Genomic DNA, 25,188 nt, shown 5'->3' on the forward strand with positions numbered 1-25,188 from the left:
ACGCACGACGCAGCCGGCCGGGCGGCCGTTGCTGTCGTTGATCGGGTCCTCCACCGCGTCCGCCAGCGCGGCGGCACGATCGGCGGAGATGACGCCGAGGCGGCCCAGGAGCAACGACAGCACGCCCATTTTTCCGCGAGACGCGCCGTCCGCCATCTTGATCGCGATCCCGAGGCCCTGCGCAGGCAGGAAGCCGACCACGAAGCCCTCGGCGCCGACCTTCATGGACAGCCGGCCCTCACAGGCCCGCACGACCTTCGACGTCGGGGAGTCGCGGCCCGACACATGGTCCGGGTGCGCGGCCAGTGCGCCGAGCACGCGGCGCATCGCGGCCTGCCGACGCGCGCCACCGACCGCCACGGCGGCGTAGCGGGCAGCGGCACGGGCCATGTCGCCGACGGGCAGCGCCAGCGCGGGCAGGCTGCAGCCATCGGTGCCATGGGGCAACGCTGCGGCGTCGCGTCCGAGGAGTTCGGAGAAGCCGCCCATCCAATGTCGCTGCGCCAGGTGGTCGGGGCGTTCGTAGCCGGAAGTCGGGGCACCCATCGCGACGCAGGCGTTGAGGAAGCCGCAATGCTTGCCGGAGCAGTTGTGGAAGACACGCTTCTTCGGGCCGCCGCGGATCGCGGCCTGCATGTCGGCCTCGCCCCCTGGATAGGCCGGGCCGCAGACCAGGGCGGATTCGGTCAGGCCGAGACGGCCAAGCCAGGCCTCGACCATTGCGACCTGGAAGGGCTCGGCGCGGTGGGAGGCGCAGGCCAGCGCGACGTGCGCATCATCCAGCCCGTCCGCGGCGCCGGATTCAACGAGCGACAGGGCCTGGAACGGCTTCAGCGAGGACCGGGGAAAGGTGACGAAGTCCGGGTCGCCCCAGGCATGAACGATCTTCCCCGACGCGTCGGCGACCGCGACGACGCCGTGGTGGATGGATTCGACGGTCCCGTTGCGTTGGACCTCGGCCAGGCGTGCGAACGACATGTGGTTTCTCCCCGGCCCCGGTCCTACGCCCGGAAGCGTCGCCACGCCAGAAGGGGGAGGCGCGCGAGGAAGCCGAGCATCAGCCGCGTGTGCATCGCCGTCAGCAGTGCGTTGTCGCGGCCGTAGCGGAAGTGGGAGACGCCGCCTTCCTCCCGTGGGACGTAGCGGACGGGTGCCGGGATGTTCACCGCGGGGACGCCGCGCCAAGCCAGGCGCACCGCCGATTCCGCATCGAAGTCGTAGCGGCGCATGCCCCAGGGCGTGCGGCGCATGACCGACAGCAGCGGCGCGATCGGGTAGACGCGGAAGCCGAAGAGGGAGTCGCGGATCGGCTCGCCGCCACGCGTGGCCCAGAGCGTTTCCAGGCCCGTCCAGCCGTTGGAGACGCGGCGGCCCTTGACGCGCAGCGCCGGCGCCTCGGGACCGAAAACGGGGTTGCCCAGGATCATCGCGTCCGGCCGCGTGGCGCTCGCGGTCATGAAGGCGGGGATGCGTTCGGCGGGGTGTTGGCCGTCCGCGTCCATCGTCAGCGCATGAGTGAAGCCGGCACGCGATGCGTCTTCGAGTGCGGCGCGGATCGCGGCGCCCTTGCCGCGATTGCGCGGCAACTCGATGAGGCGGAAGGCGGGATCGGTGATCTTGCGCAGCGCGCGGTGGGACCCGTCCGTGCTGCCATCCACGACCACCCAGACCGGCGTCCAGGCCGCCCGCGCCGCCGCGACGGTGGGGAGGAGGAGCGGGCCGGTGTTGTAGGACGGGATGACGACGAGGTGCGTTCGCGACGGCGTCACGGGTCCCGCTTCGGTGAGGGCGCGTCCTGCGCGGCCAGCAGCGCCGCGTGCAGTGTCGCGGAGAAGGTCTCGGCGTCCCCCGTCCACTCGAACCGGCCGGCCAGGCGCGCGCGGTAGGTCAGCGGGAAGCGCGGCTGCCGCCAGATCGGCCAGCCCTTGGAGAGGTAGGGCGTGTCGTTCTCCAGAACCACGAGCTGTACCGGGGCCTTCGCCGCGCGCGCGATTAGCGCGAAGCCCGGGCGGAAGGGGCCGAGGCGACGGTCGGGGGACCGCGTGCCCTCCGGGAAGATCAGGAGGTTCCCTCCCTGACGCAGCACCTCCGCCGCGCGGCGCACCATCGGCAGCGGGGCGTCGTTCGGGATGAACCCGGCGAGCCGGGCGCCCCAGAGCGCGGGATTCCGCAACAGGTCCGCGCGCAGGATGCAGGCGGCATCGGGCATGCGCGAGATGACCAGCATCACGTCGATCATGGACAGGTGGTTCGCCGCCACGATCGTCCCCCGCAGGGAACGCAGGGCTTCCAGTTCCGACAGGTCCAGCCGGGCAAGGCCCATACGGCGCATGACGTTCAGCAGCCACCCGAAGCCGCCGGAGATGACGCGGCGGCCGAGGCGCGTCCCGGCGCGGTGCGGCAATAGGGGCAGGAGGGCGCCGGCGAGGAGGCTCCAGCCCAGGAACAGGCCGCCGAGGGCGGTGAGGAAGGCCCAGAACCGGACCGTCTCGGATAGCCGGACGGGCCAGGGCCGCGGGTCCGTGGCAGGCACGGTGCGGACTGGCAGGGCGGTCGCCTCTCGTGGCGGCATTCTCTCCCCATCCCGGACGGGCCGGGTGCAGGCAAGCCTATACGGGTCGGGGCGGAAAGTCGTCGGGGGTGGGGTGCGGTCCGTTCACCCTTGCGGGGGCGGCGGCCGCGCGGACGACGGCGCTCCAGTCCCGCGGCCGGGCTGCTCGGCCCGTTCCGCGGCGCGCCGGACCATGCTCGGCGCGGCGGCAGCAGCGGCGGCCAGCATCAGCCCGGACAGGGCGGCGGTCAGCGGCAGCCCGATCCCGCTGGCGACGTGACCCGCCGCGGCCGATCCCGTCACGCCGCCAAGGTTCAACGCGGCCATGTAGAGCGCGAAGCGGGTTGCCGCGACGGGGCCGCGCGAGGCCGCCATCACCGCCGGCGCCAACGCGACGTAGGACAGGGCGGAAGTCAGGTTGGCGAGCGTCAGCGCGGCCGGGCCGACGAGGTTCGCGACCCCTGGATCGGACCAGGCCAGAAGGGGCGCTGCGAGCAGGTTCGAGGCGGCGGACAGGCCGATCAGCACCGACAGCGCCCGCGCGCTGCCGACGCGGTCCGTCCAGGTGCCCGCCAGCAGCGCGCCGGCGGTGCCGCCGAGGAAGGTGACCAGACCCTGGACGGAGGAGAGCGATTCCGCCGACCAGCCCTGGACCTGGATCAGGTGCACGCCGAGCGGCACCTGCAGCAGCGTGCCGGCGGCCTCCTGCGCGATGCAGAAGGCGAAGAGGGCGAGGTTGCCGCCCCGTACGACCTCCCGCCCCAGTTCGCGCAGCAGGTCGGGAAGGCGGCCCGCCTCCCGCGTTCGGTCGCGGCGAAGCGACAGGGCCGGGTCGCCGTCCCGTTCCCGCACGCGCACGGGAACCGTGCCGATCAGCAGGGCGGCCGCCATCAACACCGCGGTCGTGCCGCCCAGGCCGAGCGGGGGGAGGAGCCAGGCCAGGCCGCTCGAGCCCGCGAGCATGCCGGTGGTGAAGCCGGCGCGGGTGAAGGCGTTGGTCAGGCCCAGGCGTTCGGTCGGGACGTCGTCCATGATCATCCCGTCGGTCGCCGTGTCCATCAGGCCCGCGGCGCAGGAATGGACGAAGAAGGCGGCGGAGACGACGGGCAGCGGCGCGCCGTCCAGGAACAGCAGGACGGAGAGGGCGAGGAGCGTCGCGACGAAGGCGGTGAGCACCCAGAAGCGGCGCCGGCCCATCGCGAAGCCGCCGTAGCGGTCCACGATCGGCCCCCAGAGCGGCTGAAGGATCCAGGGCAGGCCGATCGTCGCGATGTGGGCGCCGACGGCCTCGGTGCTCCACCCCGTGGCGGCATAGGCGTTGGGGACGGCGACGGTGCCGAAGCCCGCGACGAGGCCCTGGTAGGCATAGAGGGCGAAGACCGTGGCGTAGCGCCAGCGCGGGGCGGCGATGGTGGGCGGCGCGCGGCGGGCGCGGACCACGCGGTCACTCACCACGCCGGTCCGGCTTGCGATGCGGCGGTGGCCATGCCCGGCACCGTGCTGTGCCGAAGCCCTTTGGTGCCAGGATGCGGCGCGGGTCTATGTCGCATCGGGCCGCGCCGTCAGGACGCTGAAAGGCACGGCTAGGACCAGCCCGGCCACGGCCGGTGCCCCGAGGAGGAGTGCGAACCAGGAGCCCGAGGCGAGCAGCAGGCCGAGGATGAGGAAGCCGCCGAGCGTGTGCGGCCAGAGGCGCGCGGCCGCCTCTCCCCATCCCACGCGGCGGGCGCTGCGCTGCATGGAGGGCCAGCCCGCGCGGGGGCGGCCGAGGGCATGGGCGAGAACGGTCACGGTCTTGTCGTAGGCCGTGACGGGATCGAACAACAGGAGGAAGCCTGACTCCGCCAGTGCTTCCCGCAGGCGTGCGGCGCGGATGCCGGGGGAGGCCTGGCCGATCGTCACGGCGTGCCCGGCCAGGCGCGGGAAGTGTAGCGCCGCGAATGACAGCAGGAGGAGGAGGACGAGCGCTCCGCGCGGCGTGCCCTCCGCGTCGAAGGCGGCGTTCAGCGCCGCCAGCGGCAGCATCGCGAACCACAGCGGCGCGAGCGCGTAGTGCAGGATGGCCTGCAGCATCTGGAACCGCCCGAGTGCGCCGAGCGATCGGTCCCGGAGCAGATGGCGGTACTGCATGTTGCCCGCCGCCCAGCGGCGGTCGCGGTCGAGGAAAACCGGCAGGTTCGGCGGGTGGCGTTCGTACGATCCGCCGTCGTCGGGCATGACCCGCACGCCCCAGCCGGCACCGTGCAGCAGCGCGGCCTCCACGTGGTCGTGCGAGAGGATGTGGCGGCCGTCCGGCAGCAGGGGCAGGTGCGCGTGCGTGCGGAACGGGGCGATGCGCAGCAGGGCGTTGTGGCCCCAGAAGGGTCCTTCATCCCCCTGCCACCAGCCCTGGCCGACGGCCCAGGTGAGCGAGCCGGGGCGGTGGCCCAGGCCCATTAGGCGCGCGAAGGGCGAATCGGCGCGGTGGCCGGCGATGGTGGATTGCAGCAGCGCGAGATCGGGGCGGGCCTGCATCGTGCGGACCATCCGCAGCACCGCCGGTGTCTCCATCGCGGAATCCGCATCGAGCGCGAGCATGAGGTCGAAGCAGTCGGCGTGACGTTCCAGGAAGTCCATCACGTTGCCGGCCTTGAAGCCCGTGTTGGCGATGCGGCGGCGGTAGAGGACGCGGTCCGGGCCAATGCGCGCGGCGAAGCGGGCGACAGCCTCTGCCTCGGCGTCCGCCGTGGGGCCGGCGGCGGTGTCGGACAGGATCGCGATGCCGAAGCGGTCGCCGAAGCCCGTGCGGTCCAGGCCGCGCAGGAGCGCGGCAAGGGGGCCGAGGACGTCGTCCATCAACTCCTCCCGCACGCAGACGGCGAGGACGGTGCGCAGCGTGACCGGAGCGTCCAGCGCGCCGCGCGGAAGCGGGACGGCGACGGAGGCGGGATCGGAGGCCGTGCAACGGATCAGGAGACCGAGGAGGCCGGTTGCCGCGGACAGCCCGAGCCAGGGCGCGTTCGCCGCGAGACACGCGAAGAGGGCGACTTCCCATGGGCTCCAGCCGCCGGCCGACAGGACGTGCCAGCCGAGGGCAAGCAGGCCTGCGGTGACCGTCGCGACGAGCGCGGCGAACATCCAACGGCGCGGATGGACGCGCCGGCGGAGGATCGGACCGTGTTCGGGCGCGGCGTCGGCGACGCGGACGGGGCCGGAGGCGATCCGGAGCGGGGCGGCGCGGGTCACTCCGCGCTCCGCAGGATGGCGGCTGCCGCAGCCAGCGTGGCTTCGATACGCTCGCCGATGGCGGGGGAGGTGCAGACGATCGTGGGCGAGGGATGCGGCATGATCAGGACGGGGATGTCCGGCAGGCATTGGCGAACCGTCGCTTCCGCCCCGGCCGCGGTGCGGCCGGAGAGCACGATGACGCAAAGATTGCTCAGCAGCGCGAGGAATGGCGGGAGGTAGGCCAGGCCGTCCCGCACTTCGGCCGGGCGCGGGGCGCGGTTGCGGGCGCCGGGCTCGTGGATGATCCAGGGCACGGCGTTCCACAGCAGCATGTCCCGCCGCGCGATCCCCGCGCCGTCGAGGAAGCGCCGCAGGTTCGTGCCGGTGCCGCCGGGCTTGTCGCGGGAAACGATCGCGTCCTGCCGCACGCGCGGGCCGGGCGTTTCGAGCAGGAGGAGGAGCCGCGCGTTCACGCCGCCGTCGAGGGGATCGGGTTCGGGCACGGGTTTAGCCGTCGCGGCGCGGATGCGGGCGGCGAGGGCGCGGATCGGCGCCACGTGCGCGGCGCCGGGGAGCATGGCGTGACGGGCGGCGAGTTGCAGTGGGTCGGCGAGGGGGGCGTGGTTCGGGCGGCCCCGGGGAGGCGCTGCCTCCCGGGACTCCTCCGCCGGGGTGCCAACGGGCACCCCGGACCCCGCGTTCCGTTTAACGTCCCCGGTGGAGGAGGTCCCGTTCGGGCCTCCTCCACCGGGGACATCGACATGGATCGCGGTCCAGGGGCGCGCTCGCCCCTGGTGGGAGGGTCTGGGAGGAAAAAGCCCTCTCGGGAATCACCGACACCACGCCTCTCAAGCCGCCCGCGCGACCGCCTGCACCGCCGTCCCGCGCATCGGTTCCGACGCGCCCGCCGCCACGAGGGCGCGCGCCAGGCCCTCGGGGCCACCGAACTGGTAGCCGAGTTGGGTCGTATAGGCAGCGCAGGCGCGGTGCTTCGCGGCGGGGTCGGTGGGGAGGGCCGTTTCGGGCAGGCGGGCCATCGCCGCGGCGAAGGGGCGCTTCGGCGTGTCGCGGCGCGTCGTGTAGGGGAAGTCGGCCCACCAGAGGGTGGGGATACCCGCGTCCAGCAGTTGCAGCGCGCGGACGGTGAGGATGTGGTCCACGTGGCCGCCGATGGCCTGCGGCGCGAGGAGGAGATCGGGCTTCATGTCGCGCAGCAGCGGTGTGATGGCCTCGGCCGCGGCGAGGTGCGCGGTGTCGTCGGACCGCAGGTCGCCGAAGAGCGCGAGGGCGGAGTGGTAGCCACGGTGCGGGGCCTCGCGCAGCGGCAGGTGGACGGGGCGGGCGTGGAGGGCGGCACAGGCCGCTTCGTCTTCGGCGCGACGGATGGCCATGTAGTCAACTTCGGGCGGCAGGCCCTTGTCGGTCTGGCAGGCCAGGGCGAAGCCGGTCGGGGCTGGGACGGAGGCGGTGAAGACCGTCGCGACCACCACGTCCCACCCCTCCCGCGCCAGGGCCGCGAGGGTCCCGCCGGCGGAGAAGGCGGCGTCGTCCAGGTGAGGGGAGATGGCGAAAGCGCGCATGGTCAGAGCAGGTGAGGCTGCGCGCGGAAGCGGCACGCGTCACGGGGCAGGCTCACGTCGAAGTTGACGGCGGGTTTCTGGCCGCGAAGAGCGCCGTAGATCCCGCTGATCTGCGCGCCGACCGCCTCCCAGGAATAGGTGCGGCGACATTCCTCCAGCGCCGTCGCGGCCAGGCGGTGCCGCAGCGGGGCGTCGGTGATGATCCGGCGGAGGTTGGCGGTGAGCGCCGGCACGTCGCCGGGCTCGGAGAGCAGGCCGTTGTCGTCGTGGCGCAGGCAGTCCATCACCCCGACCGCGCGGCAGGAGACGCAGGGGATTCCGGAGGCCATGGCCTCGAGGATCGTGTTGGAGAAGCCTTCCGCGTAGGTCGGCGAGACGAAGACGTCGGCTTCGCGGTAGAGCGCCGGTGCCGCATCGTAGTCGGCGTAGCCGGAGAAGTGCACGCCGAGGCCGAGTGCCGCGTCGCGTTCCCGGCACGCGTCGAGGTCGGGGCCAATTCCGGAGATCGTGGCTGCGAAGGGCAGGCCTTCGGCCCGCAGCGCCGCGAGCGCCTCGAGGAAGTCGAGCGCACCTTTCCGGCGGTCCACGCGACCGTGGTAGAACAGGCGCACGGGGTCCTCCGCATCACCCGGCGAACGGCCGGGGGTGGGGTGGAATCGGTGCACGTCCACGGCGCCGGGCACGATGGTGAAGCGATCGCGCGGTACGGCGAGGCGTTCGACGACTTCCATCGCGAAGGAATCGCAGCCGATCAACAGCGTGTTCGCGTGTTCCAGGACAAGAAGCATGGCGAGGCGATGCGTCTCGCAGCAGGACCCGACCCAGTGGCCGTCGCCGCCCTGGATCGAGACGACGGTCGGAATACCGAGTTGGCGCGCGGCCAGCAGCACGGCCCAGCCGTTGGGGTACCCGTACTGGGCGTGCAGCACGTCGAAGGGTTCTGCCCGATGCTCGGCGGCGATCGTGTCCACCATGTCCTGCACGTCGCGTTCGAAATCGGCGCCGCCGGGTTCGGCAAAGGCTTCTTCGCCCAGCGACTGACGGCCGATGACCTTGACGCCGGGCACGGGCGGGGGGGGGCCGCCGCCATAGACGCGCGTGCCCGTCGCATCGCCCCGGTACTGGCTGACCATCGTCACGTCGTGGCCGTGGGCGACCAGTTGCCGCAGCAGATTAAGGGCATAGACGCTCATCCCGCTGATCGCGGGGAAGAAGCGGCGGGAGCAGAACAGAACCCTCATCCGCGGCAAGATCTGAGCCAGCGGAGCGATTCCGGGATCATCGTGTCGGCGCGATGGCTTTCGCGCGAGAGTTCGACGCAGACCAGCCTGTCGAAGCCGATGGCCTCCAACGCATCGAGGCAAGCGGGGATGTCCATGTCGCCTTCGCCGAAGGGCAGGTGGATGTGTTCGCCGCGCTTCATGTCCTCGATTGCGACGGTGCCCAGGTTGCCGGCGAATTCGTGCAGCGCCGTCACCGGGTCCCGTTCTTCCGTGACGAGGAGGTGGCCGAGATCGAGGGCCAGGGTGAGCGGCGGGAGGCCGTCACGCAGGCGGGACCAGTCGTCCACCGTCCCGACGAGCATGCCGGGTTCCGGCTCGAAGGCGCAGGTGACTTCCTTCGTCGCGGCGTATTCCAGGACGTCCGCGACGCCTTCGTGGAGCCAGGTCCAGGCCGCGTTGCGGTCCACCCCGGGCTTTGGGACGCCGGCCCAGAATGACACGGCCTCGCTGCCGAGCAGCGCCGCCACGTCCACGGCGCGCTTGAGGAATGCGACGCGGCGCGCGCGGCCTTCCGGGTCGGCGGTGACCAGCGTGGGCTCATGCTTCGCGGTGGGGGTTAGGAGGTAGCGCGCGCCAGTTTCGATGACCGAGCCGAGGTTGCGCAGCGCCAGTTGCAGCGACAGCGCCTCGGCCTGCTGCGACCAGTCCTCTGCCATGGGGTCCAGGTGGTGGTGGTCCAGCGTCAGCGCCACGCCATCGTACCCCGCATCGGCGGTCATCGCGACGGCGTCGTGCAGCCGGTGGTTGGACGCGCCGTTCGTGTTGTAGGCGAAGCGGAGCGTCATTCCGCGGCCGCCCGCTGCATCTGCAGCATACGCTGTGCGGAGAAGGTGCCGGTCTCCCGGTACAGTGGGTAAAGCTTGCCAACGATGCGGTCGGCCAGGGCGCCGTCGAACCAGGCGGGGCCGCCGGCGCGGGCCTCGTCCTCGGGCCGCAGGCGAACGCGCTTCGCGCCGTCCCGCGGCGCGTCAAGGATCAGCGGGTCCTGCCGCGCCCTCAGTCGGCGCACGCCGCGCCAACCTATGCGGTGGTAGGACATGGTCTCCGCCTCCAGGCCGGGCACGATGACCTTGACGACGCGGACGCCATGTCCTGGCGGCGAGAGGTCCACGGCGATGATGCCCAGACCCTCCGCCTCCAGCCGATCCGCCAGCGTCCGCAGCCGGGTGTGGCTGTCCAGCATCGTGGTGCCGGACACAGTCGGCAGGTCGGTGAACCACACGCGGCGCGTTTCCGAGAAGACGGATCTGGACAGGCGGCGCCGCAGCTCCCCGGCGTCCTGCGCGATCCATTCCGTCATGGCCGCCAGCGCGCGGGGCTCCTCGTTCTCCAGTTCCGCCACTTCCATCTGCCGCTTGACGTAGTCGGGCGGCATGTTGGCCGCGAGCCATTCGATCGGACCGTGCGTCGCGGCCTTGCGGGCGCGGGATCCGCAGAATTCCAGCAACGCCTTGCGCAGAGTTCTCTCCCGGTCGGGCGAGACCGCCTCCCCGCAGGCCGTGACCTGGATCGGGGCCATCGGATTGCCCTTGTCGTTCCCGACGACGTAGAGATTCGCCATCCCGAAATCCGTGCAGGCGAGCTTGACGACGGGCTCGATGCCGTCGGCCCGCAGACGCTGCGTGAGAGAGAGGACGACGGGGTCCGTCACCCCCTCCGTGTCCACCACGACACCCTGGTCCAGCGCGCGGTAGTTGATCACGTTCCCGTCGCGCTGGAGCAGTTCCATGATGCCGTGCGCGATCGCGTGTTCCAGGTCGAAGCCGGCACCGAGGCCATTCGTGATCGGCGTGATCAGCACGGCCTTCGTGCGCTTCAGCTGGTCGTGGTAGGCCGCGACCCATTCCACGGGCAACAGCACCGGCTCGCCGGAGGGCCATCGGTGGCCTTCCATCCAGTCCATCGCGGTGCCATCCGGGTCGTAGTCCGACCCGGCCGGCAGGCAGAGCGTCAACGGGTCCACGACCGCTCGCGTCCGGGACAGTTCGGCATAGGTGCCGCGGATGTAGTCCGCGCGGTCCACGGAATCCGCGGCGTGCACTTCCTCGCAGAGCTCGCCCAGCGCCCCGACTTCGGCCTCGATCGGCGTGGCGCCGTAGCCGTATCCGGTGATCGCCGGATCCTCGCCCCGGATGAGGGAGGCCTGAACAACGGGCACGCCAGTGCGGTCCAGATGATCGATCCGGAAGACGGAAACCAGCGCATCCGCAGGCATCGTGGCCCGGAAGGCCTCGGCGACGTGGCGCAGGTCGGCTTCGTTCGTGCTGCTCATGCGTTCACCTTGGCTGCGGCGCGGCGCCGCAGCTCCTCCATCGGGATGTGCCGGACGCCAGGCGGGCCGCGGAGCTGGTCGTCCAGCACCGCCAGCGCGATCTCCGTCGTCACACCGTGCGCGTGCTCGAAGGGTGTGCAGACCGTGTCGAACTCGAGGCCGGCGATGACCTCCCGGTACTTGCGCACCTCGGCGGGCGAGAGCGGGATATCCTTGTGGAAGGCCTTGTGGGTGGAGACCGCCAGGTTCTCCCCCGCCGCGGACTGGTCCACCTTGAAGGCGTCGCCGCAGAACAGCGTGCGCCGCCGCTCGTCGTAGAGCACGGCCTGGCCTTCGTAGTGGCCGCCGACATGGATCAGCGTCTGCCCCGGCCGGAGTTCCAGCGCATCGTCATAGGGCCACGTCACGCGGAAGGCCTTGGTCATGCGCAGGTCTTCCTTCTGGATCGCCATGACCTCCGGCTGGAACACGTCCTGCAATTGCCACAACGCGCCGTAGCCATGCACGTGCGACGCGGCGAGGTAGCGGATGCCACCGACGCGCCGGATCTCCTCGATCATCGGGGGTGTGTAGTAGGGCGCCGCCTCGAAGGCGACGTTGCCGTCGGGATGCAGCAGCAGCCAGCCCGTGCCGTTGAGGCCGAAAGCCGGGGTGGTGCTGAAGGCCACCATGTCCCGGTCCAGGTAGCGCCAAGCGCCGCTCAGATGGGCGGCGACGCGTTCCTCTGGCCAGAAATCCCAGCCGTCATGCGGCAGGTCGTTGCGCGTGTCCTCACAGACCGGGCAGCCGCGCGGCGCGAAATGCTTCTGCCAGAAGCCGCAATTGCCGCAGGCCCAGGGCGTCAGGGGCATTGCGGGTCCATCGCGTAGGCGCGCTGCAGCAGGCGCATCGTGTGCAGGTCACGCTCGGCCGAGAAGCCGCCGCGGTCACCCGTCGCCACGGCCCGCCCGAAGGCCATCATCTGCCGCGTGAAGGGCAAGGCATCGGCGTCCGGCACGTCCAGCGCGCGGCGTGCGCCATCGGCGCCGATCAGCGTCACGCTTCCCCCTGGGTCCTGGCCCATCGTGTTCTCGGCGATGATCATGCCGCCACTGCCGAGGACCTCTAGCCGACGGCGCGGCAGGGCGTCCGGACAATTATACGCGACATGCAACGACAGCAGCGCGCCACCGCGGGTGCGCCCCATGACGATCGCGCCGTCATCCACCGCGTAGTCCTGCACCCGGCGCTGCGTGACGGCGGCGACCTCCTGCACCGGGTCGCCCAGCAGGAAGTCCGTCAGGTCCAGCCCGTGCGGGGCCAGGTCCATCAGTGCGCCACCGCCGGCGCGGGCGGGATCGGCGCGCCAGTTGTCGCCCTCCCCCGTCACAGACCAGTCGCGGCCGAGCCAGCAGGCGTAGGCGATGCGGACCGCCGTCGGCGTGCCGACCGCGCCGGCGTGGACCGCGTCCCGGATGGCGACGTGGGCAGGGTGGTGGCGCTGGTCGAAGGCCGTGCCGTACAGGACGCCCGTGCGTTCGACGGCAGCCGACATCGCCTCCGCATCCGCCAGCGTCGCCGCCATCGGCTTCTCGCAAAGCACGGGTACGCCTGCCTCGGCGCAGGCCTCCACGGCGGCACGATGCAGGTGGTTCGGCGTGGCGACGTAGATCGCCTCGATCTCCGGGTCGCGCAGCAGCGCGCCGAGTTCGGCGTGCAGCGCCGCGCCGGGATGCGCGCGTGCCGCGGCCTCGCGTGCAGCCGCGCCGGGATCGCAGATGCCTGCAACGCGGTGGCCCGCCGCGAGGATCGCGGGCGCCGCGTAGTCGCGGGCGACCCAGCCATAGCCGACGACGCCCCAGCCGATGCTGCGGGCGGGCAGCGGTGCCTCGGGCATCACCAGCGCTCCGGCAGGTCGAGCAGTTCGCGGCGCAGCGCCCAGTCCGCCGTCGTCGCGTCGGCCGTCGCGCGTTCCGGTGCGGTGGGGCGTGCGGGGTAGGTCGCGCGGGGGCCGTATTCCCGGGCGTAGCGGTCCGAGGGCCAGGCGATCCGGTCGCCGTCGTAGAGAGGATTGCGTCGCAGCGGCGTTCCCTGCGGCGGCATCGCCAGCGCGCCCGTGACGGCGCGCGCGGGCGAGGCGCCGGGGCCCGCGACGACCGAGAAGGCTTCCGCGCCCGTCAGCGCCGCCGCCGGAGCGCTGCGCGGCACGCGGCGCTCCACTGCGGCCCTGGTAAGTTCCGCGTCGTCGTACACGATCCCATCGGGGAACAGCGCGGAGAGCTCGGATGCCGTGATCGCGCTGCCCGCCGACAGGTTCGGCCAGTCCCGGTTGTGCACGTGGCCGACGGCAAGCCAGCCGCCGTCCGCGAGGCGCCGCAGCGTCGCCAGGATCTCCGCCTTCGGTTCGAGGAAGTAGAAGGCGTCGTGGCAAGCGGCGAGGTCGAACCGACGCGACGGATCCAGTGGCCAGGGCTGCACGGAGGCGTCGAGGCAGATCAGTTCCGCTTCCGGCGCGACCCAGTGCCGCGCGACCCAGAGCTTTGCGAAGACCACGTCGGCACCCGTCGTCGCCACGCCGCGCTGGGACAAGGCGCGGAGGTAGTGACCAATGCCGCAGGCCAGTTCGAAGGCGCTGCGCGGCGCGGTCCAGTGCGTCTCCATCAGCGCGAGGCCTGCGAGGAAGGTCGGGTCGCTCCAGCGGTGCGCGAAGTAGTCGGCGACGGGACCCCAGGACAGGTGCGCCATCGCTTCCCTCAGCGTCAGGCGATGCCGGTTCCGCATGAGGTCGCGCACCGCCTTCGGATCGGCTGCGGGGCCGCGCCACCAGTCATCCTGGTCCGCCAGCAGCAGCGTGAGCGCTCCGTCGCCGTCACCGGAGTCCAGCCGGGCCAAGGCCTCGGCTGCCAGCGCAGGGCGGGAGGCGCGGCAGAATGCGATGCCGTCGATCACGGGCCAGCGGCGGCCTGACTCGTCCGTTAGGGAATGCGCGGTATCGGCGATCACGGCTCCAGCAGGCCTACCGCGCGCAGCAGACGGTCCTGGAAGGTCTTCACCGGCCCTTCGTGCACCAGGGCCATGTCGTGCAGGACATAGCGCATCGTGGCCTTGCCGGCGCGCAGGTGCTGTTCGATCTGCAACACGCGGTCCAGCGTATCGGCGGCGTGGAAGGCGCGGCCCTCCGGCGTCGCGTCGTCGGGAAGGATGCGCCGTGCGGTGCGGGTGGCAGCGGCCAGGGCATCCGGCAATTCGGCCAGCGACATCTCCGTCGCGCGGGCGAAGGCGGGCTCCAGGTGTTCGCCCATCAGCACCTCGCCCGCAAAGCCGGAATCCGGCAGCCAGACGTTGTGCAGGTGGTGCGCGAGGGAGGCGAGGAAGACCGTCCCGGGATCGGCGCCGTAGGTGGGCGAGAGGATCACGCCGTAGACCGCCGTCATCAGGCAGTGTTCGGCGTGGTTCTCGGGCGGCTCGAGCAACAGGCGCGGGCGACCGGGGCAGGTCACGCCGGCCCGTGGCTGACGCGCCAGGCGCGCGACGAAGGGCGGCGGGGCTTCCCGTACTGCCTCCACGTCCAGGCCGATGACCACCGCATCCACCAAAGCGGCAGGCAATCCCTCGCAGGCCTCCTCCAACGCCCGGCGGCGTATGTCGCGCGCCGCCTCGGCGGGGATGCCGACGGCGGTGAAGGCTGCCTCGTCCAGATCGCCCAGGCGCGTCGCGGCCAGCGCGTCGGCGGCGACGGACCGCCAGACATCCGCGACGCCCCCGCCCGCGACCAGCCAACCCCACGCATGGGCGAAGAGACGCTCGGAGATGGAGCCGTCATGCGCGGCCGAGCGGACGCGCTTCAGGTCCCCCAGTTCGCGCAGCAGGTCGAGCAGTGCAGCCGGCGGTACTTCCGCCGCCGGCCGCGCGGGAACCCCGTCCGTCAAGCGTCGCGGCGCGTCGCCTTCGGCGCGCCGAGCCAGTCCACCAGCATCCGCTCCTGCTCATGGAAAGCATGTTCCGGGGCATGGCCGTTCGCGACCATCGGCGCCTTGAAGAACAGCGACAGCTGCTCCTGCACGCCGCCATCCCCGCGCTGCTGGGCGAGGTCGAGGACCCGCGCGATCTCGAGCGCCAGCGGCGCCGCGAGGACGGAGTCCTTGCAGAGGAAGTTGACCTTGATCTGCATGCGGTGCCCGAGGAAGCCGGACACGTCGATGTTGTCCCAGGCCTCCTTGTCGTCGCCGCGCGGGCGGTAATAGCGGATGTCCACCACATGGTCCTCGACGTGGTAGCCGAGGATGCTGTCGAGCACGTTGCCCTTGGTGTCGAGCTTCGACGCCAGGCTGTCCGGGTCCCGCAGCGCCTCGCCATCGCGGTTGCCGAGGATGTTCGTGGAGAACCAGCCGTCCACGTGCAGCGCGCGGGACCGCAGCGCGGGCGCCAGCACCGTCTTCATCATGGTCTGGCCGGTCTTGCCGTCCTTGCCCGCGACGGCGACGTTGCGCTTGCGCGCCAGTTCCTTCAGCGCCGGCGCGTCCGCGGCGACGGAGGGGGTGAAGTTTCCGTAGGGCACGCCGCTCTCAATCGCCGCGTAGGCGTAGAGCATGGCCGGCCCGATCGCCGGATCGTTCGCGTCCAGCGCACGCTCGAAGGCTTCGATGGAGTGCAGCGCCTCGCCGTCGCGCGCCGTGCGCTCGGTGGAGGCGAGGTTGATCATCACCACGCCATCGGCGCCGGAGTCACGGCGGAAGCGTTCCAGGTCCTTCGCGATCGCCTCGACGGCGGCGCGGTGGCCCGCGGTCTCCTGCGCGTTGCGGCCCGTGACGCCCTTGCACCAGGCACCCGATCCTACGGCCGCGAAGGGTGAGATGGCCGCCAGCGCCTCGCCGGTCTCGCGCAGCTGCGCATCGGACAGCACCTTATGGTGTGCGGCGGCGGCGGCGAGGTCTGAACCGTCGAGGTCCCAGCCGCCGAAGACCATGTCGCGGTAATCGACCAGCCCTGCCACGTTCACCTCGGCCAGCGGCAGGCCCTCAAGTTGATTGGCGCCCTTCTTAATGACCTCGACACCCGCGACAGCCGTCGTCGCGACCGCCCCGCCAAGCCCCACCACCGCCACACCGAGCTTACGGTGGGCTTGCGCGACCGACATGATTCCATCCCAAGTAAGGTTACCCTGCGGAAGGAAGGCCTTCTTGGGAAATGTGCCAATCACAGGCACGTGCAGGTCGGGGGCATCTCACGCGGGCGTGCGCTCGAAGCGGGTGCAGCGGAGGGAATGTACGCTCAAGCCCACGATGTTCGTTCTGGAGGCGGAGTGGCCTGCGGAAGCGGAACACATTCCGCGTGCCGGCGTTGGGACGACGCGGCGAACGACGACGCGGGGCGTCCTTCGACGTCCTGGCGTTGGACGCCAGGCGCGGTTTCGCCGCTACTCCCGCCCGCCTGCGAGGACGGCTTCGAGGTACTGGCCGTAGCCGCTTTTCTTGAGGTCCTTGGCCTGGCGGAGGAGTCCCTCGTCGGAGAGGAAGCCCTTGCGCCAGGCGATCTCCTCGACGGCGGCGATCTTCATGCCGGTGCGCTTCTCGATGGCGCGGACGAACTCGCCGGCTTCCAGCAGGCTGTCATGGGTGCCGGTGTCGAGCCAGGCGAAGCCGCGCCCGAGGCGGGTGACGCGCAGGCTCCCCTCCTCGAGGTAGAGGCGGTTGAGGTCGGTGATCTCGAGCTCGCCGCGGGCAGAGGGGGTGAGGGAGCGGGCGAGTTGCGAGGCGCGGCCGTCGTAGAAGTAGAGGCCGGTGACCGCCCAGGGCGACCTTGGTGTCGCGGGCTTCTCCTCGAGCGAGATGGCGCGCCCCGTCTCGTCGAACTCGACGACGCCGTACCGCTCGGGGTCGGCCACGTGGTAGGCGAACACCGAGGCCCCGCTTCCTTCCGGCCGCGCCTCGGCCAGCCGGTGCTCCAGGTCGCCGCCGTGGAAGATATTGTCCCCGAGCACGAGGGCCGAGGGCTCGCCGGCGAGGAACTCCTCGCCGAGGATGAAGGCCTGCGCGATGCCGTTCGGCTCGTCCTGCTGCACGTAGGTGAGCGAAATGCCCCATTGCGAGCCGTCGCCGAGCAGCCGCCGGAACAGCGGCAGGTCGTGCGGCGTCGAGATGAGGAGGATCTCGCGGATGCCCGCGAGCAGCAGCACCGAGAGCGGGTAGTAGACCATCGGCTTGTCGTAGACGGGCAGGAGCTGCTTCGAGACGGCGAGGGTTGCGGGATGCAGCCGCGTGCCGGAGCCGCCGGCGAGGACGATGCCCTTCATGCGGTGGGGCCCTTCATGCGTGGGTGTCCAGTGTGACGAGAGGGGGGCCGATGAGGATGTCGAGGCAGGCCGCGAGGGAGGCGCGCCAGTCCGGGGCGGCGATGCCGTGCACGCGCCCGATCTTGGAGCAGTCGAGCCGCCCGTCGGCCGGGCGACGGGCGGGGGTGGGGTAGTCCGCCGTCGTGATGGCCCGCAAGTCGGGGGTCCTGTGACCGCGCGCCGCCGCGCCGTCGAAGATCGCGCGGGCGAAGCCGTGCCAGGTGGTGTGCGGGGCGCCGGTGAAGTGGAACACGCCCCAGGGAGAGGAGGGGTCGCCCGGATCGCCCGCCGGCGAGCCGGCGAGCCGCGGCAGCATCCGCGCGATGGCGTCCGCGAGGTCGGCCCCGAAGGTCGGTGCGCCGTGCTGGTCCGCGACGACCGAGACGATCTCGCGCTCGGCGGCGAGGCGCAGCATGGTCTTGACGAAGTTGCCCCCGTGCGGGGAGCAAACCCAGGCGGTGCGCAGAATCGCCGAGCGCGGGTTGGCGGCCGCGACCAGCCGCTCGCCGTCAAGTTTCGTCTCGCCGTAGACGCCGAGCGGCGAGGTCGGATCGTCCTCGACGTAGGGGGAGCCCTTGTCGCCGCCGAAGACGTAGTCGGTCGAGACGTGGACGACGGGCAGCCCGCGCCGCGCCGCCGCCTCGGCGAGCAGCCCCGCCCCCGTCGCGTTGACGGCGTGCGCGAGGTCGCGCGCGCCCTCCGCGCGGTCCACGGCCGTGTAGGCCGCGGCGTTGATCACCGCCTCCGGCCCGGCCCCGCCGAAGGCGCCCGCGACGGCGCGCCCGATCGAGGCCGCGTCCGTCAGGTCGAGCGCCGGCGCCTCCAGCGCCTCCACCGCATGCCCGTCCCGCGGCAGGCGAGCGAGGAGTTCGACCGCGAGCTGCCCCGTGCGCCCGGCGACGAGGACCCGCATCAGGCCGCCTTGCCCGCGGCCGTGACCGCGCCCGGCAGCAGCCCGAGCCGCTCGCCGGCGTACTTGCCCTCCCGCAAGGGACGCCACCACGCCTCGTTGTCGAGGTACCAGGCCACCGTGCGCGCGATCCCCTCCTCGAAGGTGAGCGAGGCGCGCCAGCCCAGCTCCCGCTCCGCCTTCGCGGGGTCGATCGCGTAGCGCCGGTCGTGGCCCGGGCGGTCGGCGACGAAGGTGATGAGCTCGCGCCGGGGACGGGATGCGGGCCGCAGGCGGTCCAGCGTGTCGCAGATCGCGTGCACGACCTCGAGGTTCGTCCGCTCGGAACGGCCGCCGATGTTGTAGGTCTGCCCGATCTTGCCCCGCGTCACGGCCGCCCAGAGCGCGCGCACGTGGTCCTCGACGAAGAGCCAGTCCCGCACGTTGCCGCCGTCCCCGTAGACCGGCAGCGGCTTGCCCTCGAGCGCGTTGAGGGTGACGAGCGGGATGAGCTTCTCCGGGAAGTGGTAGGGCCCGTAGTTGTTCGAGCAGTTCGTCACGATCGTCGGCAGGCCGTAGGTCTCGTGCCAGGCCCGCGCGAGGTGGTCCGACGATGCCTTCGAGGCCGAATAGGGCGAGCGGGGGTCGTAGGGCGTCTCCTCCGTGAAGGCGCCCGTCGGCCCGAGCGAGCCGAAGACCTCGTCCGTCGAGACGTGGAGGAAGCGGAAGGCCGCCCGCTCCTCCGGCCCGTAGCCCGCCAGCAGCGCGCGCGCGGCCTCCAGCAGCGCAAACGTGCCGACGACGTTGGTCTGGATGAAGGGCGCGGCGCCTGCGATGGAGCGGTCCACGTGGCTCTCGGCCGCGAGGTGCATCACGGCCTCCGGCCGCACCTCCTCGAACAGCGCACGCATGCGATCCGCGTCGCAGATGTCGGCCTGCACGAAGCGGAACCCGGGCGCGCCCTCGACGGACGCCAGCGTCCGCCGGTCGCCCGCATAGGTCAGCTTGTCTACCACGACGACCTCGTGGCCCCCGCCCGCCTCCGGCGAGAGGAGGAGCCGCACGAGGGCCGAGCCGATGAAGCCGGCCCCGCCGGTGACGATTACGCGCATGGGCTGGTCCGTCCTGGGGAAGGGGTCAGTCGAAACATGCGGGCAGATCGCGCAGCCGGGGATGCCGCCGGTCCTTGTCGGACAGCACCGGCCCGCCCGGCAACCCCATCGCCACGAAGTCGGGCCAGGGCAGGGCGAGGTCGGGATCGTCCCAGGCCAGGCCCCGGTCGCACTCCGGCGCATAGACGTTCGTCACCTTGTAGGCGACCTCCGTGTCCGGGGTCAGCGTGACGAAGCCGTGCGCGAAACCCGGCGGCACCCAGAAGGCGTCCCCCGTCCCGCCCGCCAGCCGCACCGCCGCGTGCCGGCCATAGCCTGGCGAGGAGCGCCGGATGTCCACCACGACGTCGAGGATCTCCCCCCGCAGCACCCGCACGAGCTTGCCCTGGGCGCGCGGCGGCACCTGGAAGTGCATCCCCCGCAGCGTGCCGACCTGGCCCGACATCGAATGGTTGTCCTGCACGAACTCGACCGCGATCCCCACCGCCGCGAAGTCGCGCTGGGACCAGGTCTCCATGAACCAGCCGCGGTGATCGCCGAACCGGCGCACCGTCACGTGCAGGGGGCCCCCGGGCCCGAAGACCGGGTCTACCAGGCGCGCGGTCACGTTGCCCGAGGTGCGGACCTCACCCTGCGGAGCTGAGGCACAGGCGTCGCCCTTCATCGGTGTTCCTCGGTCGCCATCGGCCGTCGGTCTAGTGACACGTCCGGAGCACGGCAAGGTTGAACGGGCCGGGAAGCGCCTTCGAGCGACGCGACCCGAGCCGGCAACCGGCCGCATTCAGCTCCTGCGCAGGCGGCGGAGCGGCTCCGTTGCCCGCCAGGAGGTCGAGTGCCGGAGGAAGTTGACCATCTCCTTCAGCTCCGCTGTGTCCTTGTGCCAGAAGCCGCGGTAATCCGGTGCCGGCTTGCCGAGCAGCCGTCCGAGCGACCGGATGGGCCAGGCGATGCGCCAGGAGGTCGAGGTCAGGATCGCGGCCACCTCGCCGAGATAGCGGGCGCGTTCCTCCGCGGCCTCCACTTCGCCGTCGCGCCGCCCGGCGGCCATCCCCTCCTGAAGCGCATGATGCCGGTCATAGGCGTCGAGCAGATAGCGCAGCCGCTCCGTCGTTCCCGCCGGGAACAGGATCGGCATCGAGTCGATCTTGTCCAGCACGCGCTGGTAGTTCCGGCGCCATTCCTGCTGGGGATGGACGGTGCGCGAACTCTCGTCTTCCGTCCACCAGCGGTAGACCGAGGTGATCTCGCTGCTCGACGCCGTCCCGGCCACGGCGGCGACGCGGAGGATGTAGTCCCAGTCCTCCGTGGTCGTCAGGCTTTCGTCGAAGCGCATCCCCAGGTCGTGAAAGACGCCGCGCGGGAAGGCCAGGCAGTGGTTCGGCGTCTGGTTCATCCGCAGGTGGGCCAGGAAGTCGAACTCCCCGGGGTAGAGGTTCTCCATCGGCCCGACCGCGCGCAGACCCGGTATGCCCCCGACCTCGACCGTCTGCACGGTCTGGCGCACGCAGGAGGCCCGGAGCAGCCGGCCGGGATGTCTCTCCGCGAGCGAGCTGAACGTCTCGACCCAATGGGCGAAAGGCAGGTCATCATCGTCCATGATGGCGATGTACTGCCCCTCCGCCGCGGCGAAGCCTTCGTTCAGGGGACGGGCCCGCTCGCCGCTGTCCACCAGCAGCAGCCGGCACTTCTCGCGCAGCCAGGTCGGCGAATCAGCGATGATGCGTTCGACCCTCAGCTGCCTCTCGAGGCCGAGCTTGTGGCCTACGACGATGACCTCGAAGCTGGTGTCGGTCTGGCCGGCCATGGCGACCAGGACCTCGGTCAGCGTGTGTTCGCGTTTTCCCTGCGTCCGGACGACGACGCTGAGGAAAGGTCGTTGCCGGTCATCCCGCGGTTCGACGAACCAGTCCTGCAAGGCCGGGGCACCGGGCGCGCAGATCCGGACGAACTGGTTCACGTCCGCGGAGGGGTTCGCCGCGCCTCGAATCGCGGTCAACTGGGCACGGAGCTGGGTGCCGCCCGCCAGCACGGGATGCGTCCGCGGGAAGTGCTGGTCGCTCTCGGCGAACAGGACGTCGTTGCGGTCGAATCCGTACAGGCCGGCACGGCGGAGGACGCGGTCCAGAACTTCGGCGCTGAACAGCCGCGTGTGGGTGTGGTCCAGGAGACCAGCTCGCGTGTAGTCCCAGAGGCCGAAGGCGAGCTTGTAGCCTACGTCCTGATGGGCGACGTTCGGCACGCTGATGACGACGTGGGCCGCGTGCTCCTGCGCGAGGCGCGCGATCGCGCGCAGCACGGCGTCGCCGTCCGGCAAGTGCTCGAGCGTGTCGAGCATGGTGATGGAGGCCACCCGCCGCCCCCCGACGGCGGTCCGAAGCGCCTCGTAGGTCGCCTCCTCGCCCGCGAACCAGGCCTGATGCGCCTCGAACCCGCGGTCGCGGAGAGAGGCGGGACCATTCCCGTCGCCGTCCACGCCGACATAGGCGAGCCCGAGCACCTCGCTCAACGGCTCGGCAATGCGGCCATACCCGCACCCAACGTCCAGGTGGATCGCCGCACCATCGACGCGGACGCGGTGACGCTGCAGCAGCGCCAGCGCGTGCCCGTACACGTTCGTATGCGCGAACTGGTTGTCGTACACGCCCGCGAGCTGGCCGGTCACAGCTGGAACCGGTGCGGCGCGTAGAAGGTCTGGACGAACTGGGCTACCTTGTGCTCGGGGTCCAGCGGCATCGGGAGGCGGCCCTCGGCCTGCCGCGTCTCGAAAGCCCGTGCCGCCTTCTTCATCTCCTCGGTGCCGGCGTTGCAGAAGAAGTTCACGTACTGCTCCACCAGATCGGGTCGGGACCACTTATGTGCGATGATCAGGGCTGCCTCGGCGGAGTAGTAGCGCTCCGCCGCCGAGGTCTGCCACGCACCCGAGGCAGACAGGCGCTTGTCGTGCAGCACGACGGCCGCGGGCTGGTGCAGCACCCTGAAGCCGGCGAGCCTTACCATCCATGAGAAATCCACGTCGTCGCAATAGAGGAAGAAATTGTCGGCATCGAAGCCGCCGACGTGGCGGAAGACCGGCATGGGGATGAGAACGCAAGCCGTGCTGGCCCAGGACGTCTCGCCCGTCGCGCGGTCGTAGTCCTTCGGGTGCTCGATCGGCAGCTGCTTCGCCTCGACCATCCCGACGCCCGGCCGCTCGAACGACTTCAGGAGTGTCACGATCGTCCGCGGCGAGATGACGACGTCGGGGTTCTGCACCTGGATGAAGTCGCCCTCGAACAGGCCTGCCAGCTCGTTGTGTCCGCGGGCCGAGCCGAGGTTGGCGCCGAAATGCGTGTACTCGATGGTGATGGTGTCGGCGGTTGCGTCCCGCATCGCCGCAAGCTGATCTTCCCCGAGACAGGGCAGTGGGGAGCAATCGCCGTAGCGGAGGACGACCTTGGCGCAACCGCCACCGCCGATTGCCAGGTCGGCTGCCCGGGCGACGCTCGTCGCGGCACGGGCCACGGCGGCCGGGTCACTGTTGTAGAGGACCGATTGCACCTGGACGATCGCGCGCGGATGCCAGAGCACGGTCTGCGGGGTGACGATGGCGAGACTCATGCTGCCCTACCCGAAAGCTCGTTCTCGACCCAGCCGGCCAGCGTCGCCACGCCGTCCTCCAGCCCGCGCCGGGGACGCCACCCGAACCCCCGCGTCGTCTCCTCGATGTCGCAGGCAGCGTGCCGGACGTCGCCGAAGCGATACTTGCCACAGACGTGCGGGACGGGAGCGCCGTAGTGATGTGCGATGCGATGCGCAACATCGGAGATCGAGGCGCGCCCGCCCGTCCCGATGTCCACGGGCTGTCGGGGTGGCGTGTCGATCCGGACTGCCTGCATCAGGGCCGAGGCGACGTCCTCGATGAAAACGAAGTCGCGGAGCATGGTCCCGTCCTCATAGAGGGGAATGCTCGTCCCCTCGCGCGCGATGCGGCAGAAGAGCGGAAGGATACCGGTATAGGAATTCGAGAGGCTCTGCCCGGGGCCGTAGACGTTCTGGAGCCGGAGGATCACCAGCTCCGTCCCGAAGGAAGCCGCCCAGGAGGAGAGCATATGCTCCTGGGCGAGCTTGGTCGCACCATAGACGCTCACGGGGGAGGGCTGGGTCCAGGCGGCGGAGGCCGGGACCGGTTCGAGGCCGGGAAAGTCCCAGATGCCGTCGGCGAGCTGCGCGCGCGACCGCTGGCCGGGGTAGCGGATGGCCCGGTCCTCACGCGAGCGCCAGGCGCCCTCGCCATAGACCGCTCGGCTGCTGGCGAGGACGAAGCGGGCGGGTACCTGCCCGGCGCGCGTCAGGGCGTCCAGCATGACAGCCGTGCCCACGACATTCACCTCGGCATGCCGCCTTGCCTCCGTCAGCGACTGGCCGGTGCCGGTCTCCGCCGCGAGGTGGATCATGACGGTGGGCTGAACGGACGCGAGCAGCGTGTCCCAGGCCGCCGCGTCGGTGACGTCGTGCTGGAACAGCTCGACGTCCGGATGCAGGGCCGGCGGCCGCATCCGCGTGGGGTGGATCTGCGGGTGCAGGTTGTCGAAGGCGATCACGCGGTGGAAGTGCTCCCGGAGCGACCTCGAGAGGGCGCAACCGATGAAGCCGGCGCCGCCGGTGACGACGCAAACCCCCCTGCCGGCGCTCATGGGGAGGGCCTGCGCTGCGGTTTCCACGACAAGGCTCTCCGTTCGATCAAGCGCCACGACAGCACGGCCAGCACGAGCGTGACCGGAAGCGCCGCGGCGAGGTTCGCCATCGGCGTCATCTGGTTGCCGGTCAAGGCTATGAGCGCCTGCTGTACCGGGAAGCCGTACAGGTACAGGCCGTAGGACACGTCGTTCCGTCGCAGGATGGGGCTGAGGAATGCCAAGCGTTGCTGGCCGACGGAGATGACGGCGAACGGGAGAACGAGGAAGAGGACGAGTTCCGTCAGCACGGCATTCTGCACAACCCACCACGCCGATAATCCGAGCATGGCGAGAGAGAGCAATGGTCGCGCGAAGCGCTCCCAGCCGAACAGGGCACAGACGGCCCCGATCTGGAAATAGACGGCGACGTCGAGGAGCGACGTCACCCCTGTCCCGTAGACGACGGCCTGGCTGGGTGTCGGCAGGACGCGCACAAGGGAGATTGCGAGGGTACCGAGCAGGAGACAGAAGACGGGCAAGGCGACCCTGCCCGATTGTTCCCGCCGCCCGAGCAGAAACGGGGTCAGGAGGTACATCAGCACCTCTGGCGGCAGGCTCCACAGCGAGCCGTTGACGGCGCCGGGATAGACGTTCTGCGTGAAGACTCCGGGCAGGTAGTAGATCGGGAAGAGAAGGATGTTCCAGAGATAGAGGGCCGTCCCGGAATGGGCCGCGTATTCGGCCAGGCCAAGCGCCGTGAAGGCGGGACCCAAGATGAGGATCGTGAAGAGTATCGCGCCGATCAATCCAGGCATAATCCGCAGGCCACGCCGGAGCACGAACCGGACTGGGTCGGGATCGGAAAGCCAGCTTCGGGTGATCAGGAAACCGCTCGTCACGAAGAAAATCTTCACCCCGATCGTCGCGATCGAATTGCCGAGGAACCCCGGGCCGACGTTGCCCGTCAGCGGGAAGGCATGTCCGTAGATCACCATCGTGGCCGCGACGATGCGAACGGCATCGAAGCCGTTCCGGTGGGCCGGGGACGTCATCGCCGACGGCATGCGCGTGCCGTTTGGCGCAGCGTGCTGCGCGGGAGCGAGGACGTCGGGCATGTCAATGCGAGACATACCGAAACGGCCCCGTGACACAAGCGCTCGCGGCCCCCCCCCGGGGCCCGGCGACCCTATGCCGATCGCCCCAGGTTCCGGGGGCCGCCGCCGGAGATCACGTCGTCGACCCGTCCGCTGGCTCTTGCGGCGCAGGGGTGCCCGCCGGACGACCTGCGGATTGCTGGGACTTTCGGCGCCTCCCATCCGATCAATGGAC

At 71.1% G+C, this 25,188-nt stretch carries 22 protein-coding genes and 1 pseudogene; all 23 read right to left on the minus strand.

The genetic code is table 11. From position 1 onward, the window contains the following. Window positions 1-18: 18 nt before the first annotated feature. Window positions 19-978: pseudogene (locus tag ACE7GA_RS12255) on the minus strand (asparaginase); the annotation flags it as partial. Between the two features lie 23 nt (window positions 979-1,001). Next, window positions 1,002-1,769 carry a glycosyltransferase family 2 protein gene (locus ACE7GA_RS12260; RefSeq protein WP_376099755.1) on the minus strand — a complete coding sequence of 256 codons (768 nt, stop codon included), beginning with the start codon at window positions 1,767-1,769 and terminating at the stop codon, window positions 1,002-1,004. Further along, window positions 1,766-2,572: a lysophospholipid acyltransferase family protein gene (locus ACE7GA_RS12265; protein WP_376099757.1), complete on the minus strand. Its 807-nt coding sequence runs from the start codon at window positions 2,570-2,572 to the stop codon at window positions 1,766-1,768. Before ACE7GA_RS12265 ends, ACE7GA_RS12260 begins: the two co-directional genes overlap by 4 nt. An 84-nt stretch (window positions 2,573-2,656) precedes the next feature. Continuing rightward, window positions 2,657-4,003: an MFS transporter gene (locus ACE7GA_RS12270; protein ID WP_376099759.1), complete on the minus strand. Its 1,347-nt coding sequence runs from the start codon at window positions 4,001-4,003 to the stop codon at window positions 2,657-2,659. Between the two features lie 87 nt (window positions 4,004-4,090). After that, window positions 4,091-5,776 carry a glucans biosynthesis glucosyltransferase MdoH gene (gene mdoH / locus ACE7GA_RS12275; RefSeq protein WP_376099761.1) on the minus strand — a complete coding sequence of 562 codons (1,686 nt, stop codon included), beginning with the start codon at window positions 5,774-5,776 and terminating at the stop codon, window positions 4,091-4,093. After that, window positions 5,773-6,444, minus strand: coding sequence for a uracil-DNA glycosylase (locus tag ACE7GA_RS12280; RefSeq protein WP_376099763.1), 672 nt, complete (start codon window positions 6,442-6,444; stop codon window positions 5,773-5,775). The genes mdoH and ACE7GA_RS12280 overlap by 4 nt, the downstream gene beginning before the upstream one ends. A gap of 162 nt (window positions 6,445-6,606) precedes the next feature. After that, window positions 6,607-7,338: a PIG-L deacetylase family protein gene (locus ACE7GA_RS12285; protein ID WP_376099765.1), complete on the minus strand. Its 732-nt coding sequence runs from the start codon at window positions 7,336-7,338 to the stop codon at window positions 6,607-6,609. 2 nt (window positions 7,339-7,340) lie between these two features. Then, window positions 7,341-8,579, minus strand: coding sequence for a glycosyltransferase family 4 protein (locus ACE7GA_RS12290; RefSeq protein ID WP_376099767.1), 1,239 nt, complete (start codon window positions 8,577-8,579; stop codon window positions 7,341-7,343). Next, window positions 8,576-9,406: a sugar phosphate isomerase/epimerase family protein gene (locus ACE7GA_RS12295; protein ID WP_376099768.1), complete on the minus strand. Its 831-nt coding sequence runs from the start codon at window positions 9,404-9,406 to the stop codon at window positions 8,576-8,578. Before ACE7GA_RS12295 ends, ACE7GA_RS12290 begins: the two co-directional genes overlap by 4 nt. Next, the gene (locus ACE7GA_RS12300) at window positions 9,403-10,893 is read right to left on the minus strand and encodes a YcaO-like family protein (RefSeq protein WP_376099771.1); all 1,491 of its coding nucleotides are present in this window, start codon (window positions 10,891-10,893) and stop codon (window positions 9,403-9,405) included. Before ACE7GA_RS12300 ends, ACE7GA_RS12295 begins: the two co-directional genes overlap by 4 nt. Beyond that, a complete protein-coding gene (locus ACE7GA_RS12305; RefSeq protein ID WP_376099773.1) occupies window positions 10,890-11,744 on the minus strand; it encodes an MBL fold metallo-hydrolase in 855 nt (284 codons plus the stop codon). Before ACE7GA_RS12305 ends, ACE7GA_RS12300 begins: the two co-directional genes overlap by 4 nt. Next, the gene (locus ACE7GA_RS12310; RefSeq protein WP_376099775.1) at window positions 11,735-12,769 is read right to left on the minus strand and encodes a Gfo/Idh/MocA family protein; all 1,035 of its coding nucleotides are present in this window, start codon (window positions 12,767-12,769) and stop codon (window positions 11,735-11,737) included. Before ACE7GA_RS12310 ends, ACE7GA_RS12305 begins: the two co-directional genes overlap by 10 nt. Next, entirely contained in the window at window positions 12,769-13,875 is a 1,107-nt protein-coding gene (locus ACE7GA_RS12315; protein WP_376099777.1) for a methyltransferase domain-containing protein, read from the minus strand. Before ACE7GA_RS12315 ends, ACE7GA_RS12310 begins: the two co-directional genes overlap by 1 nt. Then, window positions 13,872-14,801 (minus strand): hypothetical protein, encoded by a 930-nt coding sequence (locus tag ACE7GA_RS12320; protein ID WP_376099779.1) that lies wholly within the window; start codon window positions 14,799-14,801, stop codon window positions 13,872-13,874. The genes ACE7GA_RS12315 and ACE7GA_RS12320 overlap by 4 nt, the downstream gene beginning before the upstream one ends. Next, complete coding sequence (locus tag ACE7GA_RS12325) at window positions 14,798-16,009, minus strand: inositol-3-phosphate synthase (protein WP_376099781.1); 1,212 nt, start codon at window positions 16,007-16,009, stop codon at window positions 14,798-14,800. Before ACE7GA_RS12325 ends, ACE7GA_RS12320 begins: the two co-directional genes overlap by 4 nt. A 279-nt stretch (window positions 16,010-16,288) precedes the next feature. After that, window positions 16,289-17,164, minus strand: coding sequence for a glucose-1-phosphate thymidylyltransferase RfbA (rfbA, locus tag ACE7GA_RS12330; protein ID WP_376099783.1), 876 nt, complete (start codon window positions 17,162-17,164; stop codon window positions 16,289-16,291). A 13-nt stretch (window positions 17,165-17,177) separates the two neighbouring features. Continuing rightward, entirely contained in the window at window positions 17,178-18,116 is a 939-nt protein-coding gene (gene rfbD / locus ACE7GA_RS12335) for a dTDP-4-dehydrorhamnose reductase (RefSeq protein WP_376099785.1), read from the minus strand. Then, window positions 18,116-19,204, minus strand: a complete 1,089-nt coding sequence (rfbB, locus tag ACE7GA_RS12340; protein ID WP_376099787.1) for a dTDP-glucose 4,6-dehydratase — start codon at window positions 19,202-19,204, stop codon at window positions 18,116-18,118. The genes rfbD and rfbB overlap by 1 nt, the downstream gene beginning before the upstream one ends. Before the next feature lie 25 nt (window positions 19,205-19,229). Next, window positions 19,230-19,868, minus strand: coding sequence for a dTDP-4-dehydrorhamnose 3,5-epimerase (gene rfbC / locus ACE7GA_RS12345; RefSeq protein WP_376099789.1), 639 nt, complete (start codon window positions 19,866-19,868; stop codon window positions 19,230-19,232). Window positions 19,869-19,985: 117 nt separating this feature from the next. Beyond that, on the minus strand, window positions 19,986-21,866 hold the full coding sequence (locus tag ACE7GA_RS12350) for a methyltransferase domain-containing protein (RefSeq protein ID WP_376099791.1): 1,881 nt from the start codon (window positions 21,864-21,866) through the stop codon (window positions 19,986-19,988). Beyond that, on the minus strand, window positions 21,863-22,801 hold the full coding sequence (locus ACE7GA_RS12355; protein ID WP_376099793.1) for a hypothetical protein: 939 nt from the start codon (window positions 22,799-22,801) through the stop codon (window positions 21,863-21,865). Before ACE7GA_RS12355 ends, ACE7GA_RS12350 begins: the two co-directional genes overlap by 4 nt. Then, window positions 22,798-23,877: an NAD-dependent epimerase/dehydratase family protein gene (locus ACE7GA_RS12360; RefSeq protein WP_376099795.1), complete on the minus strand. Its 1,080-nt coding sequence runs from the start codon at window positions 23,875-23,877 to the stop codon at window positions 22,798-22,800. The genes ACE7GA_RS12355 and ACE7GA_RS12360 overlap by 4 nt, the downstream gene beginning before the upstream one ends. Next, the gene (locus tag ACE7GA_RS12365) at window positions 23,874-24,911 is read right to left on the minus strand and encodes an acyltransferase family protein (RefSeq protein WP_376099797.1); all 1,038 of its coding nucleotides are present in this window, start codon (window positions 24,909-24,911) and stop codon (window positions 23,874-23,876) included. The genes ACE7GA_RS12360 and ACE7GA_RS12365 overlap by 4 nt, the downstream gene beginning before the upstream one ends. Between the last annotated feature and the right edge of the window lie 277 nt (window positions 24,912-25,188).

The sequence above is a fragment of the Roseomonas sp. CCTCC AB2023176 genome, assembly GCF_042259275.1.
In the GTDB taxonomy this organism is placed as follows: Bacteria; Pseudomonadota; Alphaproteobacteria; order Acetobacterales; family Acetobacteraceae; genus Roseomonas.